The organism is Mycobacterium sp. NBC_00419 (assembly GCF_036023875.1).
Classification (GTDB): Bacteria; Actinomycetota; Actinomycetes; order Mycobacteriales; family Mycobacteriaceae; genus Mycobacterium.
In genome coordinates, this window is record NZ_CP107931.1 from 2,390,130 (window position 1) to 2,407,531 (window position 17,402).

Below are 17,402 nucleotides of genomic sequence, written 5' to 3' on the forward strand. Positions count from 1 at the left end.
ATTTCTCGGGCATGTCGACCGAAGCGGCGGGCGAGGTCACCGACCCGTCCGACACCGTGGGGTGGACCCGTTTCTACTTCGCCGATGAGTCGTGGGAATGGTCGCCGGTGGTGGCGCGCCTGCACGGTTACAAGCCCGGGGCCGTCACGCCGACCACCGATCTGGTGATGTCCCACAAGCACCCCGACGACCTGCCGATAGTGCGCGCGGTGCTGGCCACAGTGCGCGAATCGCAACAGCCGTGGAGCAGCCGGCACCGCATCATCGACACCAGCGGCGAGGTGCGCGAAGTCGTGGTCGTCGGGTCTCACCTGCGCGATGAGACAGGTCGGATCGTCGGCACCGAAGGCCACTACGTCGACGTCACGCCGATCCATCGGGAAGCCGACGAGGAACTGGCTGCCGCGGTGGCCGAGGTGGCCTCCAACCGGGCCACCATCGAGCAGGCCAAGGGCATGCTGATGCTGGTGTACCGGGTCGATGCCGACCGCGCCTTCGAGATTCTGCGGTGGCGATCAGGCAGAACCAACACCAAGCTGCGGCTACTGGCCGAGCAGATCGTCATCGACGTCTGTGCCCTGAGCTTCGACGAGCGACTCCCGGCCCGGTCGGTGTACGACCACGTGCTGCTGACCGCACACACCAGAATCAGTCGTCCGCACTAGGCGTGGCGCAGCCGTGACATTCCACTTCTGACATGTCGCGCTCTACGATGATCGGGTGAGTCTTCGGTACGCGGCACTGGGCCTGCTGGCCCAACAGCCCGGCAGCGGCTATGACCTGCTCAAACGGTTCGAGTATTCAATGGCCAACGTGTGGCCGGCCACCCAGAGCCAGCTCTACGGCGAGTTGAACAAGCTGGCCGATTCCGGGCTGATCGAGGTCAGCGACATCGGTCCCCGTGGCCGCAAGGAGTACCGGGTCACCGAGGCAGGCCGCGAGGACCTGCTGCGCTGGATGGCCAACGCGCAGGACGATCCGCCTTACCGCAGCGCCGAATTGTTGCGGGTCTTCCTGCTCGGCGAGATGCCGCCAGGGCAGGCCCGCGACCACATCCAGACGGTCGCCGAACAAGCCGATACCGAGCACAAACGCTATGAGCAGCTGCGCGATTCGGTCGACTGGGATGACAGCGACGCCGACTTCTACGGCCGGGCGGCACTGGAGTACGGACTGCGCGCACAGGCCATGGAAGCCGACTGGGCACGCTGGCTGATCACGGAGATCGACCGCCGCTCGGCACATTGACCGTTGCATCGCGATAGTTTCCGATATATCGTTGACGTATCGGAAGCGCATTCGGCGTTTCCCGTCGAGAAAAGAGAGCTCCTATGAGCACCCCATTCCCCCAGTGCGACGGCCCTGACTCGGGCCGCCCCGGTCCCGGCGGCTTCGGCCCCGGCTTCCGCCCGGGCTTCGGTCCCGGCTTCGGTTTTGCGCCGCCAGGACCCGCACGCCGGCATGCCCGCCGGCATTTCCGTGAGCACCTCCGCGAACAGATGGCCGGCGGTGACGGCCCGGGCGGTTTCGGTCCCCGCGGCGGCTTCGGCCCCGGTTTCGGGTTCGGTCCGGGCTTCGGCCCTGGCTTCGGCTTCGGACCCGGCGGCGGACGCCGTGGCCACGGTCGCAGCCGGGGCAGGCGAGGTGACGTCCGCGTCGCCATCCTGGCCCTGCTGGCCGAACGGCCGATGCACGGCTACGAGATGATCCAGGAGATCGCCGAGCGCACCAACGGTGTGTGGAAGCCCAGCCCCGGCTCGGTCTACCCCACCCTGCAGTTGCTCGTCGACGAAGGCGTCATCGTCGGCACCGAAACCGACGGCAGCAAGAAGCTTTTCGAGCTGACCGAGGACGGGCGGACCGCCGCGGAGAAGATCACCACCCCGCCGTGGGAGGAGATCAACGAGGACATCGAGCCCGGCCAGGTCAACCTGCGCGCCGCGATGGGCCAGCTGTTCGGGGCGGTCGCGCAGTCCGCGCACACCGCCAGCCCCGAACAGCAGCAGCGCATCGTCGACATCGTCAACGCTGCGCGCCGCGAGGTCTACCAGATCCTCGGCGAGTCCGAGTAGCGATTTCGGCGCGGTTATCGTCGCCCAGCGGCGATAACCGCGCCCGAATCACGACACGTCGACCCAATCGAGGGTGCGCTGCACCGCCTTATGCCAGCCCGCATAGCCGGCGGCACGCTGTTCCTCACTCCAGGCCGGCGACCAACGCCGGTCCTCATGCCAATTGGCACGCAGGTCGTCGGGGTCAGCCCAGAAGCCGGTCGCCAGCCCGGCGGCATACGCCGCACCCAGCGCCGTGGTCTCGGCGACCACCGGACGCACCACGTCCACACCCAGCACGTCGGCCTGGATCTGCATGCACAACTCGTTGAGCGTCACCCCGCCGTCGACCTTGAGCACCTCCAGGTGCACACCCGAGTCCGCCTCCATCGCATCCACGACGTCGCGGCTCTGGTAGCAGATCGCCTCCAGCGTCGCGCGGGCGACGTGCGCGTTGGAGTTGAACCGGGACAGCCCCACGATCGCGCCCCGGGCATCCGAGCGCCAGTACGGCGCGAACAGCCCGGAGAACGCCGGCACGAAGTACACCCCACCGTTGTCGGCGACCTGGGAGGCCAGTGTCTCGCTGTCCGCGGCGCCGCTGATGATGCCCAGCTGGTCGCGTAGCCACTGCACCGCCGAACCCGTCACCGCAATCGAACCCTCAAGGGCGTAAACAGGTTTCGCGTCACCGAACTGATAACACACCGTGGTCAGCAGGCCGTTGGAGCTGCGCACGATCTTCTCGCCGGTATTGAGCAGCAGGAAGTTGCCGGTGCCGTAGGTGTTCTTGGCCTCCCCCGGCGCCAGGCACACCTGACCCACCATCGCCGCCTGCTGATCACCCAGGCTTGCGGTGACCGGTACCTCGCCGCCGGTGGGCCCACCGGGATGGGTCATGCCGTAGGGCTCCGGTGAGGACGACGGACGGATATCCGGCAGCATCACCCGGGGAATCCCGAAGAACGACAACAGTTCATCGTCCCAATCCAGCGTCTCCAGATTCATCAGCATGGTCCGGCTGGCGTTGGTCACGTCGGTGACGTGCACCCCGCCGGCCGCGCCGCCGGTGAGGTTCCACAGCACCCACGTGTCAGGCGTGCCGAACAGCGCATCACCGCGTTCGGCGGCCGCGCGCACACCGTCGACGTTCTCCAGAATCCACTGCAGCTTGCCGCCGGAGAAGTAGGTCGCCGGGGGCAGACCGGCCTTGTGCCGGATCACGTCCCCGCGCCCGTCACGATCGAGCGCGGTGGCGATGCGATCGGTGCGGGTGTCCTGCCAGACGATCGCGTTGTAGTACGGCCGGCCGGTCTTGCGATTCCACACCAGCGTGGTCTCGCGCTGGTTGGTGATACCCAGCGCGGCGAGGTCACCGGCGGACAGCTTGGTGGTGTTCAGCGCGGACTGGACGACGGTCTTGGTGCGCTCCCAGATCTCCACCGGGTTGTGCTCGACCCAGCCCGCCTTCGGCAGGATCTGCTCGTGCTCGAGCTGGTGGCGGCCCACCTCGATGCCGTTGTGGTCGAAGATCATGCAACGGGTGCTGGTGGTGCCCTGGTCAATCGATGCGACGAAGTCGGCCAACAGTGCTCCTAGAAACGTGGCGGTGCATCGTCCATGATGGCCTACGTGGCAAAACCAGTGGCAGACATCGCCGACATGCCCAGGGGCGGGCCGGACGCGTCGTGGCTGGACCGCCTCCTGCAGACCGACCGCCCCGAGTACCTCGACCGCGACGACGTCGACGACGACGTCAAACGCGGCGTGATCCGCGCCCTCGACGTGATGGGCTCGATGTTCAACGAGCACGAACGCAATGCGCAGCTGGTGCTGCGCGAGGTCGCCGACGTCGCCGACCCCAAGATCCTCGAACTCGGGGCCGGGCACGGCGCGCTGTCGCGCATCGTGCTCGAGCAGCACCCCACCGCCGAGGTGACGGTCACCGATATCAACCCCGAGTCGGTGGCGGCGATGGCGGCCTCCGGTCTGGGCCAGGATCCGCGGGCCACCGTGCGCGTCGTCGACGCCACCGCCATCGACGCCCCCGACGACTCCTTCGACCTGGCGGTGTTCGCCCTGTCGTTCCATCACCTGCCGCCGCAACAGGCGGCACAGGTCTTCGCCGAAGCCACCCGGGTGGCCACCACGCTGCTCGTCATCGACCTCCCCCGGATGCCGTCGGTTCTGCACATCGCGAAGCTGGCGGTGTTCGCCCCGTTCGCGTTGTGGTGGCCGTTCGCCCACGACGGGTTCATCAGTTCACTGCGCGCCTACAGCCCGTCGGCGCTGCGCGCGCTGGGCGACTACGCGGGCGTTGACGTCGAGGTGAGTAGCTCAGGTTTCGACCGCCAAACGGTACTGGCCAGCCGCAAGAGCTGATCTGCGCCATTCGCTTGCGCGCCCGGCACCGAACCGGTTGCATGGCCCCGTGGGCGAAGAGGTCAAGCACGCCAGCTACACCCGGGCGCACCGGCAGGAGTACCGGCGCAAGGTACAGCTCTGCCTGGACGTGTTCGAAACCATGCTCGCCCAGTCCAGCTTCGATTTCGACCGGCCACTGACCGGGATGGAGATCGAGTGCAACCTGGTCAACGCCGACTACCAGCCGGCGATGTCCAACCAGGAGGTGCTCGCGGCGATCGCCGATCCGGCCTACCAGACCGAATTGGGCGCCTACAACATCGAGTTCAACGTGCCGCCGCGACGGCTGCCGGGCCGAACCGCACTGGAGCTGGAAGACGAGATCCGCGCCAGCCTCAACGCCGCGGAGACCAAGGCCAACACCGACGGCGCGCACATCGTGATGATCGGCATCCTGCCGACGTTGATGCAGGAGCATCTGACGGGCCACTGGATGAGCCCGTCGATGCGCTACCAGGCGCTCAACGACTCGATCTTCACCGCCCGCGGCGAGGACATCCTGATTGACATCGCCGGCCCCGAACGGCTCAGCGTGCACGCGGAGTCCATCGCGCCCGAATCTGCTTGCACCAGTATGCAATTGCACCTGCAGGTGTCACCCGCCGACTTCGCCAACAATTGGAACGCCGCACAGGTGCTGGCCGGCCCGCAGTTGGCGCTGGGCGCGAATTCGCCGTACTTCTTCGGCCATCACCTGTGGTCCGAGACGCGCATCGAGCTGTTCGCCCAGGCCACCGACACCCGGCCTGAGGAGCTGAAGACCCAGGGGGTGCGCCCGCGGGTGTGGTTCGGCGAGCGCTGGATCACCTCCATCTTCGACCTGTTCGAGGAGAACGTCCGCTACTTCCCGTCGCTGCTGCCCGAGCTGTCCGACGAGGACCCGGTGGCCGAACTCGCCGCCGGGCGCACTCCTCATCTGCCGGAACTGCGTTTGCACAACGGCACGGTGTACCGCTGGAACCGGCCGGTCTACGACGTCGTCAACGGCAGGCCGCATCTGCGGGTGGAGAACCGCGTGTTGCCTGCCGGCCCGACCGTCGTCGACATGATGGCCAACTCGGCGTTCTACTACGGCGCGCTGCGCTACCTCTCGGAAGAGGACCGTCCGCTGTGGACGAAGATGAGTTTTACTGCCGCACATGACAATTTCCTCGACGCCGCCCGCCACGGCCTGGACGCCCGGCTGTACTGGCCGGGTTTCGGCGAAGTGACCGCCGACGAGTTGGTGCTGCGGACGCTGTTGCCGATGGCCGATGAGGGTTTGCGCCGCTGGCAGGTCGCACCCGAGGTACGTGATCGCTACCTCGGGGTGATCGAGGGACGCGCCAAAACGGGCCGCAACGGGTCGGTCTGGCAGGTGGCGACGGTGCAGGCGCTCCAGGAGAAGGGTCTGGCCAGACCGCAGGCGCTAGCCGAGATGCTCAGGCGCTATTGCGAATTGATGCATTCCAACTCCCCGGTGCACACCTGGGAGCTTCCCTGACCGTTGAGGACCCGGTGCCGACCGGCGTACGGTTGGGTGCATGGCTTCTGAGGTTATGGATTGGGACAGCGCCTACAAGCAGGAGGGGTCCTTCCCGGGCCCGCCTCCGTGGAACATCGGCGAGCCGCAGCCGGAGCTGGCGGCCCTGATCCGCGACGGAAAGGTCACCGGCGAGGTACTCGACGCCGGGTGCGGGCACGCCGAGTTGTCGTTGGCGTTGGCGGCGCAGGGCTACACCGTGGTCGGGATCGACGTCTCACCGACCGCGATCGCCGCGGCCACCAAAGCCTCTGCGGACCGCGACCTGCCCGGCACGACGTTCGTGTGCGACGACATCACCGCGTTCACCGGCTTCGACGGCCGGTTCGCGACGATCATCGACAGCACGCTGTTCCATTCACTGCCGGTCGAACTCCGTGACGGTTACCTGCAGTCGGTGCACCGGGCGGCTGCGCCGGGCGCGCGCTACTACATCCTGGTGTTCGCCAAGGGCGCGTTCCCCGCTGAGTGGGAGACCAAGCCGAACGAGGTCGACGAGGACGAGTTGCGCACGGCGGTTTCGAAGTACTTCGTGGTTGACGAGATCCGCCCGGCCAAGATTCACGCGCACGAGCCCGAACACCCGGACCTGCCCGGCCGTCCGATGCCCGTGGACACCGACGAGAAGGGCCGCACGATGATGCCGGCCTTCCTGCTCAGCGCCCACAAAGAGCACTGACGTCTCAGGCGTTGGTCACCGCCGTCAACGCGGCGGCGAAGGTCTCGATGTCCTCGCCGCTGTTGTCGACATGCGGTGACACCCGCAGCACCGGTGTCTGCATTTCCAGCGGTGCCCGCTCAGTGCCGGCGGCGGTCGTGACGATGTTGTGCTCGGCGATCAGGCGCGCCCGCACGGCCGCCGGATCCGCTCCGGAGGTCGGCGTCAGGGTGGTGATCGCGGTGGGCTCGTCGACGGGTTCCACGACGCGCCAGCCGGGGATGTCGGCGAGCACCTTCCGTGTCATCCCCGCCAGGGCGACGAGCGCGGCCCGCACCGCCTCCGGTCCGGCAGCGAGGTACTCCCCCACCGCAACCGAAAATCCCACTCGGGCAGCGATATTGGCCTCGCCGAACTCCAGGCACTGCAAGGCCGACAGCGAGCCGGCCCACTCCGGGCAGCGCAACAGGTCGGCCAGCGCCGGGCGGACCGCCAGCACCCCGATACCCCGGGGGCCGGCGATCCACTTGCGTGACGACGAGTAGACGGCGTCGACGTCGGCCACGCAGTCGATCTGCCCCAGCGCCTGCGCGGCGTCGACGACCAGCGGCACCCCGAGGTCGCGGCACACCGCGGCCAGCGCCGAAACCGGTTGCACCACACCGCGGTGGCTGCCGACCGCCGTCAGGTGCACCATCGCGGGGGGCTCAGCACGCAGTGCCGCCGCGGCGGCGTCGGGATCCACCCGGCCGGCACCGTCCACCGGCAGGATCGAGCGGGTGAAACCGTGGGCCGCGAACTGGGCGAGGTTGGGTCCGTACTCCCCGGGCAGGTGGGCAACCGTCGTGGCCAGCGGCCACGCCCCGAGCAGCAATTCCAGCGAGTTCCCCGAGCCGGTCGTGAAAATGACGTCAGCAGGCGACATTCCGGTCAGCGCGGCGACACCGGCGCGCCCGGCGTCGAGCACGGGTGCTGCCGCTTCGGCGGCGACGTATCCGCCGACCTCGGATTCGTGGCGGGCGTGTGCCGCGGCCGCCTCGATCGCGGCCAGCGTTTGGCGTGAGCAGGCGGCGCTGTCGAGATGTACACCGGCCGAGGGCAGCCGGGCCTGACGCCAGCGGTCCCTCAGGGTGCTCACTTGAGCGCCAGCGACAGGCCGAAATCACCTGCCGGGTCAGTCCACCAGTGGGTCCGTCGCAGGCCTGCCTCGGAGAGTTCCCGGCTGACCGCGTCCGGCCGGAACTTGCACGACACCTCGGTGAGCATCTCCTCACCCTTGCCGAAGTCGACGGTGAGGTCCAGCGCCGCGATGTGAACGTGTTGTGCGTCGTCGGCGCGCAGCCACATCTCGATGCGTTCCGCCTCGGCGTTCCAGCGGGCGACGTGAGCGAACGCCTCGACGTCGAAATCTGCGTTGAGCTCCCGGTTCACCACGGCCAGCACGTTGCGGTTGAACCGCGCTGTCACGCCCGCGCTGTCGTCGTAGGCGCGCACCAGCCGGTCGGCGTCCTTGACCAGATCGGTGCCGAGCAGCAACGAGTCGCCGGGCTCCAGGACGTCGGCCAGCGAGGACAGGAACTCCGCGCGCGGCCCGGGCGTGAGGTTGCCGATGGTGGATCCGAGGAAGACGAACAACCGCCGCCCGCCGCCGGGGATCTTGGCCAGGTGTTCCTCGAAATCCCCACACACGGCGTCGATCTCGAGATCGGGGAACTCGCCCTGTAACGCCTCCCCCGCGGACTCCAGCACGCCCGCGTCGACGTCGAACGGGACGAACCGGCGCAGCGCTCCGTGCTCGCGCATGGCGGCCAGCAGCATCCTGGTCTTCTCCGAGGTGCCGCTGCCGAGTTCGACGAGAGTGTCGGCACCGCTGGCCTGCGCGATGCCGGCTGACTGGGCACCCAGGATGGCCGCCTCCGCCCTGGTCGGGTAGTACTCGGGCAGCCGGGTGATCTGGTCGAACAGCTCGCTACCTACGGCGTCGTAAAACCACTTGGGCGGCAAGGACTTCGGGCTCTGCTGCAGCCCGCTGCGCACGTCGTCGCGTAGCGCCTGCGCCGCCGAGTCGGCGGCCAGGAAGTTGGACAGCGTGAACGTCACGACGATCCTTTCAGCGGTGTCCACGTCACCCGGCCTTCGGTGACCTCGACGAGGTGGCGGTCGGGAACGTCATGCCAGCCCGGGTGGTCGTCATAGGGTTCGCTCGCCAGCACCACCCCGTCGGCCCGCTCGAGCACCGACAACGTATCCCCCCAGGTTGTCGCCAGCAGCCGGGAACCGTTGGCCGCCAGGATGTTCAGCCGTGCGCCGGGGTCGGCGGCGGCGACTTCGACGACGGTGTCGCCGAGGTTGTCCAGTCCACGCTCGAAGATCAGGGCGGCCAGGATGGCGCTGTCGACGGTCGACTCGGCCGCCGAGGTGACCGGCAGCACGGCGCGGTCGACGATCCCGTTGTGCGACAACAACCAGCGGCCGTCGGTGAAGGGTGCCGATGCGCTGGGTTCGATCGGCATCCCGACGGTGGCCGAGCGGACCGCGGCGATCACACACCCGCTGAGCAGCGCCGGCGATACCGAGGCGAATGACACGTCACCCCACAACGGTGATGCGCTGCGCCAGCGTCGCACCTGCCCGCCGGGGCCGGTCCCGTCGAAGAACCCGACGCCCCAGCCATCGGCGTTGAGCAGTCCGTGTTTCTGGCGGCGCGGGGCGTAGGACTGCACCCGTAGACCCGACGGCGGGTCCAACACGAGTGAGGCCACCGACACCGGCTCGCCCAGCCACCCCAGATGACGGCACATCAGGCGTCCCAGGCCAGTCGGACACCGGAGAAGATCTGCCGCCGGATCGGATGGTCCCAGTTGCGGAAACTCGGCCGCAGGATGTCGGCGGCCACCGCCCACGACCCGCCGCGCAAAACCTTGTAGTCCCCGCCGAAGAAGGGCTCGGAGTAGCGCTGGTAGATCATCGGGGTGAATCCCGGCCACGGCCGCAGCTCCGAGGTGGTCCACTCCCACACGTCACCGAGCATCTGCTCGGCGCCGTAGGCCGAGGCGCCCTGCGGGTAGGCCCCGACCGGAGCGGGGCGTAGTGCGTCGGCGCCGAGGTTGGCCAGGCGCGCGGTCGGCTCGCCGTCCCCCCACGGGTAGCGGCGGCGCTTGCCGGACAACGGGTCCCACGCGCAGGCCTTCTCCCATTCGATCTCGGTGGGCAGCCGTGCGCCCGCCCATGCCGCATACGCCTCGGCTTCGAAGAACGTCACATGCTGGACGGGTTCGTCGGCGGGAATCTCCTCGACGTAGCCGAACCGGGTGCGGCTGCCGTCAGGGTTCCAGAACTGCGGCGCGCTCAGGCCGGCCTGCATCCGATGCTCCCAGCCGCGTGCCGACCACCACTGCCGCTGGGTGTAGCCGCCGTCGTCGATGAACTGCCGCCACTCACCGTTGGTGACGGGCACCCGCCCGATCCGAAACGACGGCACCTCGACCCAGTGGGCGGGCCGCTCGTTGTCCAGGGACAGCGGCTCGTCCCCGGCGTCGACACCGAGCACGAACTCACCGCCGGCGACGAGCACCGATGTTCCCGCCACCCCGGGACGGCCGGGCGGCAGGGCGGCGGGCGAGGTGAGGATCGGGGCGCCCGCGCGCAGGTTGAGCGCCTGCAACATGGTTTCGTCGTGCTGGTTCTCGTGACTGATCACCAGACCGAAGCGGAAAGCGAGTTCACCGTCGTGCTCGGGCGCAGCGTCGAGGGCGTCGAGCACCGCGGCGCGCACGGTGCCGCAGTAGGCACGGGACTGGGCTGGGGACAACAACGGCAGCTCGACCCGGCTGGCCCGGGTGTGGACGAAGGCGTCGTAGAGACCTTCGATGTTGGTGGGCAGCATGCCCGGCCGGTCCGGGTTGCCGTCACGCAGGAGCCACAGCTCTTCTTGCTGACCGATGTGGGCGAGGTCCCACACCAGCGGGCTCATCAACGGGTTGTACTGGCGGTGCAGTTCGGCGTCGTCGAAGTCGGTGAGCACCAGCGTCCGCTGCCGCGCCCGCTCGAGGTTGCGCGCCAATACCTCGCGGGAGATCACAGCTGGCCTCGGGCAAGCCGGCGAACCGCAGGCACGATTCCGCTCTCGATGACCCGGTCGGCGACGTCGTCGGCGGGGCTTCGGCCGGCTTCCACGTTGTGCACCAACCGCTGCATGGACTCCGATAATTCCGCGGGCGCCCGATCCGCCACCGCAGCGACGCATTGGTTCGCGGCGACGTAGAGCCGCTTGTCGGCCAAACCCACGCGGGCCGCCAGGTCCCAGGCCGTCGACACCGGTTCGACCGCTTCGGCGGCCACCTGCGCCGCCCGAGGGTCATCGAGCAGAGTCACCAGCAGGAACGCCAGGGCCGGCCACAGTGCGTCGGGCACGCTGTCGAGGTAGCGGATCTCCAGCCAGCCTCGCGGACGCACCGGGGGAAACAGCGTCGTCAGGTGGTAGTCGAGGTCGGCGATGGTGGGCTGCCGGTCACCGAGGCGGACCAGGTCGTCAGCCCAGTCGGCGAACGGTACGTGGGTGCTCACCGGCACCGCGTCCGGGGTGTGCACCAGCATCACCGGCGCCTTGAGCGCATACCGGGCCCAGTCGGTGCACGGATCGTCGGCACTGGCGCCGAGGATGGGCCCGCAGCGCGCGGAATCCAACTGGCCCCAGACCTGTTGCCGGGTGGACTGCCAGCCGGTGAACTTGCCGGACAGCAGCGGCGAGTTCGCCGCGATGGCGATCATCGTGGGGCCCAGCGCATGGGCCAGGCGCACCCGCTCGGCCCAGCCGCTCTGGGGGCCGGCCTCGAGATTGATCTGCATCGAGGCCGTCGACGTCATCATCGCCGCCGCCGCCCGCTCGGTTCCGCTGCCGGCGAAGTAGCTCTCCATCGCCTGATACCTGTCGCCGGGGTTGATGCGCTGCGCGCGCCGCAACGGGTCGGCGCCCAGCAACACCAGGCCCAGCCCGGCGTCGTCGAACACCGACCGAATGGCGTCGCGGTCGGCGGTCATCGCGGTGATCGCCGCGAGCGGGCCGTCCAGCGGCGGCCCCGACAGTTCGACCGCCCCACCCGGCTCGACGGTGATGGCGCTGCCTCCGGCGAGACGGGGCACCGAGGCGATCACCTCACGCAGCTCGGCCCAGCCGGGGCGGCGGTGCGGATCGTCGAGGTCGAAGCAGTGCGCCTCGAGTTCCAGGCCGACCCGTCCGATCGGGCCGTCGCGCAGACAAGCCCCGGCGATGTGGGCAGCGGCCGCGTTGGCATCGGCCAGAACGCGCTCGTCAACCCCCGGCCCGCGCTGCGCTCGGCCCGGTTGGGACGTGACGACGAACGTCATGAGCTCCATCTTCCAGCCCGCACCGACAAAACTCCCCGCTGATCGAGCAACACGTCTGTGACGTGTACCCAAACTCCGGCGCCGTTACTGCTATTGACCCAGCGTGTTCTGCATCGCTCCGGCGAGCACATTGACCGCAGGACCGCCGTTGCCGGACTGACAGACCTTGGCCTGGAGCAGCACGTTCTCCCGCAGCCTGGTCTGGGTGAAACAGCGCCGATCGACACCGGCTTCCTGCTTGACCCAGACCGCGTCGGTGGCGCTCGGCGCCGCTCCGCTGAACGACCACACCTCGGCGGTGCCGTCCTCGAGGTGCATGGCCGTGGTCTGACCCGAGCAACCGACGGTGCGGTCGACGACACGGTGGTAGGCGCGACCGGCGGCCTCAGGGGTGGCGAACACCCCGATCGCCTGCTTGACCAGATGGTTCTGGTCGGTGGCCGAGGTCTGGGTCACCGCGCCGTTGAACGAGGCGAGATCCGGGTCGTAGAACACCTCGGGCAGGCCGATGTCGGCCCAGTTGTTGCAGACCGGCAGGTCCACCCAGTACGCCTGGACCGGATCGGTGAACACCGACTCCCACGTCATCGGCGCGCCGACGATATTGCCGACCGACCCCTTGCCGAGCACCGCGTAGGACACCACTCCCGGGTCTGACGGGCGGGCCGGCGCCGGTGCGGCCAGCGCGAGCGCGGCCGCCAGCGCGACGACCGCCGCGGCGGTGTGGCTGACCTCCTGGCGCATGCAGTCGATCATGCCAGCAATCGTCGGCGTGCCCTACTCGCCGAGGTTCGCGCGCACACCCTCCTCGACGGCCTTACCCAGATCCGGGTCGACGTTGCGCCAGTACTCAAACACCCGCGACAGCACCGGCTCCTTCACGCCCTTGCAGACGTGGCCGATGATGTTGTGCGCCAGACGTTCTCGGGCCGCATCGTCGAGCACCTCACGAACAAGTGAGCCGGCCTGGCCCCAGTCGTCGTCCTCTTGACGCAAGGCGTATGCAATTCGCACCATGTCCCCGTCGGAGGCCCAGTGCACCTCGGCCGCACGCGCCGGATCGGCCTGCGGCCCACCCATCGAGTTCGGCGCGTAGACGGGGTCGGTGACGTTGGCGATCCGCATCGCCCCGTCCTTGGAGTAGCTGTGCACCTCCACCTTCGGCGTGTTCACCGGAATCTGCTTGTAGTTCACCCCGAGCCGGTGCCGGTGAGCGTCGCTGTAGGAGAATCCCCGGGCCAGCAGCATCTTGTCGGGGCTCAGACCGGTCCCGGGCACGATGTTGTTCGGTTCGAAGGCGGCCTGCTCGATCTGCGCGTGATAGTCGGTGACGTTGCGGTTCAACGTCATCCGGCCTACCTCGTGCAGCGGGTAGTCGCTGTGCGGCCACACCTTGGTCAGGTCGAAGGGGTTGAACCGGTAGGTCTTGGCATCCTCGAACGGCATGATCTGGACGTGCAGGGTCCAGCTCGGGAAATCACCGCTTTCGATGGTGTCGAACAGGTCCCGCTGATGAGCGTCGCCGTCGGTGCCGGCCATCTGGTCGCCCTCCTCCTGCGTGAGGTGGTCGACCCCTTGGTCACTCTTGAAGTGGTACTTCACCCAGAACAGCTCACCGGCGCGGTTGACCCAGCTGTAGGTGTGGCTGGAGTAGCCGTTCATGTGCCGCCAGGTCTTGGGGATTCCCCGGTCCCCCATCAGCCAGGTGACCTGGTGGGCGGATTCCGGTGACAGCGTCCAGAAGTCCCACTGCATGTGGTGGTCGCGAAGATTGCTGGACTGCAACCGCTTTTGCGATCGGATGAAGTTCTGGAACTTCATCGGGTCGCGGATGAAGAACACCGGCGTGTTGTTGCCCACCATGTCGAAGTTGCCTTCTGAGGTGTAGAACTTCAGCGAGAAGCCGCGCGGGTCCCGCCAGGTGTCTGGGCTGCCGCGCTCGCCGGCGACCGTCGAGAACCGGGCCACCATCTCGGTCTTGGTGCCGGGGGCGAACACCGCGGCCCGGGTGAACGCCGTGACGTCCTGGGTCACCTCGAAGTGGCCGAACGCCCCACCGCCCTTGGCGTGCGGCTGACGCTCGGCGATGCGCTCCCGGTTGAAGTTGGCCATCTGCTCGATGAGGTAGTGGTCCTGCAGCAGGATCGGGCCGTCGGACCCGACGGTCAGGGAGTGTTCGAAGCTGGGCACCGGAGCGCCGGCGTCGGTGGTTGCGTACTTCTCAGTCATGTCCGTGGGTGTACCCACTTCGGCAGGTTCTGCCCCAGACAGCGACGAGAGCCCAGCGCGGCGCACTGGGCTCTCGTCGGTATCAGGTCAGGGGCGAGGTGCCGGGGTCGCGGTGGCTCCCGGGCCGCCGCCACCGGGCATCATCGGTCCGAAGCCGGGGCCGCCCGGGCCGCCGGGCCCGGGTCCGAAGCCTGGGCCGCCGAAACCACCGGGGCCGCCCGGGCCCATCGGACCCATCGGACCCATCGGCATGGGGAACATCGGCGGGCCGCCGCGATCGCGGAACTCGGAGTTGCCGTGGTGGCGCCAGCCACCGTCGTATCCGCTGTGCCTGCCGAGCGCGAATCCGGTGAAGAAGACCGCACCGACGATGAAGATGACGCCCGCGACGATCGCGACCCAGGCGGCCACCTGATAGAGCCGGTTGGGCCGGTCGTTGCGCGCCGGCTCGACGTAGACCGGTGGCGGGGGTGGGGGCAGGGTGGCTACGGGGCCGGTGGCGGGTTCGTCGACCCGCTCTGGTGTATCGGTCATCCTTCGATCATGCGAGCCGCGCACCCAGTGCGCCGTAGGAAGCGGCTTTGAAAAGGATGTGAATGACGGATCCAGGCCTGCGCGGCCGTTCCGGCACGCAACCGGTTCCCGACGCGCTATGAAGCATGGATGACCAAGCTGCTCACCTCCCTGACCGAGGCCGAGTTCCTGTTGATCCGTGAGACCGAGCCAGCCGAGCTGACCGACCTCGACGAGGACGCGCTGCTGGAACTGCACCGCAGGATTCGGCGTGCCCGCAACAAGTACGTCGGGCTTTACCGCCGAAAGGGTGCGGCCAAGGTGTCGTCGAAAGGCGCGCGTGGCGCGGCCCGATCCGCCAACGAGCGCAACGGCACGAAGGCCGAGATCTTCGAAGGCGCGCTGGGGCGGGTGAGCAAGCAGCTCGGTATCGCCGCCACCCGCAGCGCCCGCGAGCTCAAAGCGGAGCGGCTGGCCCGGGCGCGTCAGGAAAGCTCAGCTCCGGCGCCGCCCGCCAAGGGCGCAGGCAAGGTGAAGTCGCTCGGGCGGGCCCGGGTGGACGAAACCCGTAAGTCCCCGGGCCGCAAGAAGCGCGAGGCCGGGTCGAAAGCGGCGGGCGCGCGACGGCAGGCCAAGCGCGACAGCCGCTGAGTTCAGCGGGAGGTGTGCGTCCACGGCCCCAACAGCTCGGGCGCCCACACGCCCAGGGCCAGGTGTGCAGCCTCGAGGACCAGAACCAGGACCAGAAGCCGGAACACCCATTTGGCAGCGTGCGGCCCCAGCGCCAGACGAGCGCCCAGGAAGGCACCGACGACACTGCCGACCGCGAGCAGAACTGCTACCCGCCAGTCGATCTCACCCTTGTCCGAGAAGACGACGAGCGATACGAGCGCGGCGATGCCCAGCGCGGTCACCTTGATCGCGTTGGCTTCGCGGATGGGAAAGCGGCCGGCCAACACCAGCACGGCCAGGGCGTAGGTTCCGGAATCCACGGCGATGAGCCCCGCCCACAGCCCGACGAAACCCATCAGGCCCAGCACGAGCGGTCCCCGGTTGGGGGGTCGATCGGTGCGATCGGCGGACAGCCATTTCGCGGGGTTGGCGAACAGCAGCAGCAGCGCCACGACGACCGCGACGATCACGAGGTTCGTGGTGCGGACGTCGTCGAACATCGAGGCCAGGGATGCTCCCAGCAGAGCCCCCACGGCCACCGGGACTGCGAACCTGATTGCGTCCCGCCACGGCAGATGCCCGGCACGGTGGAATGCCCATGCGGCCGTTGCACATCCGATGACGATCGAAAGCCGGTTGGAGGCATTGGCGATGACCGGTTCGACACCGAGCATGATCATGACCGGGATGGACACCGCTGATCCGCTGGACGCCGCGGTATTGAGGAACGCCGCCACGACGCCCGTCAGGATCAGGATCACGGCATCGGTCACGAGCGGAACCGCTCGCCGGAAACCATGGTCTTTATTAACACACTCGTCAAACACGGGTGTGGCGTTGTCGGTGACGGTTCTCAGTTGTCCCAGGGTTTGACCGGGTTCACCGCGAACTGCAGCACCCGATACGGCGCGCGGTCGCGCGGCGCGGTATTCCACTGGCTGACGAACACCCGCACCTCCTCCAGCGTGGACCCCGGCGAGATGTAGCCGCCGTAGGGCTGCGCCAGCTGGTTGTCGCCGGATGCCGGCAGGGCGTCTGCCGGCTCGGGCCACTGCCCCGCCCGCACCACCGTGGTCACCGGTGCGCTGCCCAGCCCGGTCGGGTCGTAGGCGACTCGGACCTCCATGTTGCCGGTGCTGGCGTTGAAGTAGGACAGGACCGTCTTGCCGTCGATCTGGCGGATGCTCATCTCCCCCACCCGGTCCGGCCACAGCGGTGTCGGGGGCTTGTTCCAGCCGGCCCCTGCCGCCCAGCCCTGCCAGCGGCTCCTGTCCGTGAACGATTGCGGCACAACCCGATAGAGCACCGCCGGTCCGGTGCGCTAAGTTGTTGGCGACGATGTAGACCCAGCCGGTCTGGGAGTCCGGCGCGGGGATCGGGTCGTAGTAGCCGCTGATCTGGGTCTGACGGCCGTCGGCGTAATCCGCCTTGCGTACCGATCCCGGCACCGTCTGCCACCCTGCCCGGCCCGCTTCGGCTTTCACCAGGCGAGAGGTTTGCGGCACCAGGTTCTTGGTGGTGGTCACCAAAAGATAGTTCTGCCGGTTGATCGAGACGACGCCCGCGGGCAGTTGTGAGGATCCCGGCGCGGCGGCATCGGCCAGCAGTGGCGTGTCCACCCCGGTGACACCGGTGTAGCGCACGCCGTCCGGGTCGTCGACGGAGTCACCGGCCACCCGCAGCGCCACCGGCGAGAACCAGCCGCCGAAGCCGACTCCCTGACCGGCGAAGCTGTCACCGCAGATCTGCAGCAATTCGGTTGGGAATTCCATGAATTCGCACAGATCGGTGGCGCCGATACCGTAGTCGCGCGTCGGTGTACCGGTACCCGCGGTCGGACCGATGAGCACCACCTGACCCAGCCCCAGCGGCGGCAGCACCGGACCCGGCACCGGGCTCGGCGGATCGGCGGCCGCGACGGCAGATGGAACCAGTATCGAGATCGACGAAATGGCGCATGCCACTC

At 68.4% G+C, this 17,402-nt stretch carries 17 protein-coding genes and 1 pseudogene; 7 read left to right on the forward strand and 11 right to left on the reverse strand.

What is annotated here, in order from left to right:
* Nucleotides 1–11 precede the first annotated feature (11 nt).
* From OG976_RS11415 to OG976_RS11425, 3 genes are all read left to right on the forward strand, one after another.
* Nucleotides 12–665 carry a PAS and ANTAR domain-containing protein gene (locus tag OG976_RS11415; protein WP_328362030.1) on the forward strand — a complete coding sequence of 218 codons (654 nt, stop codon included), beginning with the start codon at nucleotides 12–14 and terminating at the stop codon, nucleotides 663–665.
* A 55-nt stretch (nucleotides 666–720) separates the two neighbouring features.
* A complete protein-coding gene (locus OG976_RS11420; protein ID WP_328362033.1) occupies nucleotides 721–1,248 on the forward strand; it encodes a PadR family transcriptional regulator in 528 nt (175 codons plus the stop codon).
* Between the two features lie 83 nt (nucleotides 1,249–1,331).
* Entirely contained in the window at nucleotides 1,332–2,072 is a 741-nt protein-coding gene (locus OG976_RS11425; protein WP_328362035.1) for a PadR family transcriptional regulator, read from the forward strand.
* 48 nt (nucleotides 2,073–2,120) lie between these two features.
* On the opposite strand, the gene glpK is transcribed toward OG976_RS11425, so the two are convergent.
* Nucleotides 2,121–3,638, reverse strand: a complete 1,518-nt coding sequence (gene glpK / locus OG976_RS11430; RefSeq protein WP_328362038.1) for a glycerol kinase GlpK — start codon at nucleotides 3,636–3,638, stop codon at nucleotides 2,121–2,123.
* A 36-nt stretch (nucleotides 3,639–3,674) separates the two neighbouring features.
* Between glpK and OG976_RS11435 the strand changes: the two genes are divergently transcribed.
* The 3 genes from OG976_RS11435 to OG976_RS11445 are packed head-to-tail and all read left to right on the forward strand — an operon-like array spanning nucleotide 3,675 to nucleotide 6,676.
* Complete coding sequence (locus OG976_RS11435; RefSeq protein WP_328363441.1) at nucleotides 3,675–4,433, forward strand: class I SAM-dependent methyltransferase; 759 nt, start codon at nucleotides 3,675–3,677, stop codon at nucleotides 4,431–4,433.
* A 49-nt stretch (nucleotides 4,434–4,482) separates the two neighbouring features.
* Nucleotides 4,483–5,958, forward strand: a complete 1,476-nt coding sequence (locus OG976_RS11440; RefSeq protein ID WP_328362041.1) for a glutamate--cysteine ligase — start codon at nucleotides 4,483–4,485, stop codon at nucleotides 5,956–5,958.
* A gap of 40 nt (nucleotides 5,959–5,998) precedes the next feature.
* Entirely contained in the window at nucleotides 5,999–6,676 is a 678-nt protein-coding gene (locus OG976_RS11445; RefSeq protein WP_328362042.1) for a class I SAM-dependent methyltransferase, read from the forward strand.
* 4 nt (nucleotides 6,677–6,680) lie between these two features.
* On the opposite strand, the gene egtE is transcribed toward OG976_RS11445, so the two are convergent.
* From egtE to OG976_RS11485, 8 genes are all read right to left on the reverse strand, one after another.
* Complete coding sequence (gene egtE / locus OG976_RS11450; protein WP_328362044.1) at nucleotides 6,681–7,793, reverse strand: ergothioneine biosynthesis PLP-dependent enzyme EgtE; 1,113 nt, start codon at nucleotides 7,791–7,793, stop codon at nucleotides 6,681–6,683.
* On the reverse strand, nucleotides 7,790–8,755 hold the full coding sequence (egtD, locus tag OG976_RS11455; RefSeq protein ID WP_328363444.1) for an L-histidine N(alpha)-methyltransferase: 966 nt from the start codon (nucleotides 8,753–8,755) through the stop codon (nucleotides 7,790–7,792). Before egtD ends, egtE begins: the two co-directional genes overlap by 4 nt.
* A complete protein-coding gene (egtC, locus tag OG976_RS11460; protein ID WP_328362047.1) occupies nucleotides 8,752–9,456 on the reverse strand; it encodes an ergothioneine biosynthesis protein EgtC in 705 nt (234 codons plus the stop codon). Before egtC ends, egtD begins: the two co-directional genes overlap by 4 nt.
* Nucleotides 9,456–10,736 (reverse strand): ergothioneine biosynthesis protein EgtB, encoded by a 1,281-nt coding sequence (gene egtB, locus OG976_RS11465; protein WP_328362050.1) that lies wholly within the window; start codon nucleotides 10,734–10,736, stop codon nucleotides 9,456–9,458. Before egtB ends, egtC begins: the two co-directional genes overlap by 1 nt.
* A complete protein-coding gene (egtA, locus tag OG976_RS11470) occupies nucleotides 10,733–12,022 on the reverse strand; it encodes an ergothioneine biosynthesis glutamate--cysteine ligase EgtA (RefSeq protein ID WP_328362052.1) in 1,290 nt (429 codons plus the stop codon). Before egtA ends, egtB begins: the two co-directional genes overlap by 4 nt.
* Nucleotides 12,023–12,112: 90 nt before the next feature.
* Nucleotides 12,113–12,766, reverse strand: a complete 654-nt coding sequence (locus OG976_RS11475) for a sensor domain-containing protein (RefSeq protein WP_328363447.1) — start codon at nucleotides 12,764–12,766, stop codon at nucleotides 12,113–12,115.
* Between the two features lie 33 nt (nucleotides 12,767–12,799).
* Entirely contained in the window at nucleotides 12,800–14,251 is a 1,452-nt protein-coding gene (locus OG976_RS11480) for a catalase (protein ID WP_328362054.1), read from the reverse strand.
* An 87-nt stretch (nucleotides 14,252–14,338) separates the two neighbouring features.
* The gene (locus tag OG976_RS11485; protein WP_328362057.1) at nucleotides 14,339–14,785 is read right to left on the reverse strand and encodes a hypothetical protein; all 447 of its coding nucleotides are present in this window, start codon (nucleotides 14,783–14,785) and stop codon (nucleotides 14,339–14,341) included.
* Nucleotides 14,786–14,914: 129 nt separating this feature from the next.
* Here OG976_RS11485 and OG976_RS11490 point away from each other — a divergent pair, with 129 nt between their 5' ends.
* Nucleotides 14,915–15,415, forward strand: a complete 501-nt coding sequence (locus OG976_RS11490) for a hypothetical protein (protein WP_328362060.1) — start codon at nucleotides 14,915–14,917, stop codon at nucleotides 15,413–15,415.
* 2 nt (nucleotides 15,416–15,417) lie between these two features.
* Here OG976_RS11490 and OG976_RS11495 read toward each other — a convergent pair whose 3' ends face one another.
* Together OG976_RS11495 and OG976_RS11500 are read right to left on the reverse strand one after the other, a co-directional pair.
* A complete protein-coding gene (locus OG976_RS11495; protein ID WP_328362062.1) occupies nucleotides 15,418–16,209 on the reverse strand; it encodes a sulfite exporter TauE/SafE family protein in 792 nt (263 codons plus the stop codon).
* Between the two features lie 80 nt (nucleotides 16,210–16,289).
* A pseudogene (locus tag OG976_RS11500) lies at nucleotides 16,290–17,379 on the reverse strand (DUF4185 domain-containing protein).
* Nucleotides 17,380–17,402: the final 23 nt, after the last annotated feature.

Bases quoted from the DNA above. Each gene is read 5' to 3' on its own strand.
- OG976_RS11415 (WP_328362030.1), top strand. From the start codon at position 12: ATGTCGACCGAAGCGGCGGGCGAGGTCACCGACCCGTCCGACACCGTG.
- OG976_RS11425 (WP_328362035.1), top strand. From the start codon at position 1,332: ATGAGCACCCCATTCCCCCAGTGCGACGGCCCTGACTCGGGCCGCCCC.
- OG976_RS11435 (WP_328363441.1), top strand. From the start codon at position 3,675: ATGGCCTACGTGGCAAAACCAGTGGCAGACATCGCCGACATGCCCAGG.
- OG976_RS11445 (WP_328362042.1), top strand. From the start codon at position 5,999: ATGGCTTCTGAGGTTATGGATTGGGACAGCGCCTACAAGCAGGAGGGG.
- egtC (WP_328362047.1), bottom strand. From the start codon at position 9,456: ATGTGCCGTCATCTGGGGTGGCTGGGCGAGCCGGTGTCGGTGGCCTCA.
- egtA (WP_328362052.1), bottom strand. From the start codon at position 12,022: ATGACGTTCGTCGTCACGTCCCAACCGGGCCGAGCGCAGCGCGGGCCG.
- OG976_RS11475 (WP_328363447.1), bottom strand. From the start codon at position 12,766: ATGCGCCAGGAGGTCAGCCACACCGCCGCGGCGGTCGTCGCGCTGGCG.
- OG976_RS11480 (WP_328362054.1), bottom strand. From the start codon at position 14,251: ATGACTGAGAAGTACGCAACCACCGACGCCGGCGCTCCGGTGCCCAGC.
- OG976_RS11485 (WP_328362057.1), bottom strand. From the start codon at position 14,785: ATGACCGATACACCAGAGCGGGTCGACGAACCCGCCACCGGCCCCGTA.
- OG976_RS11490 (WP_328362060.1), top strand. From the start codon at position 14,915: ATGACCAAGCTGCTCACCTCCCTGACCGAGGCCGAGTTCCTGTTGATC.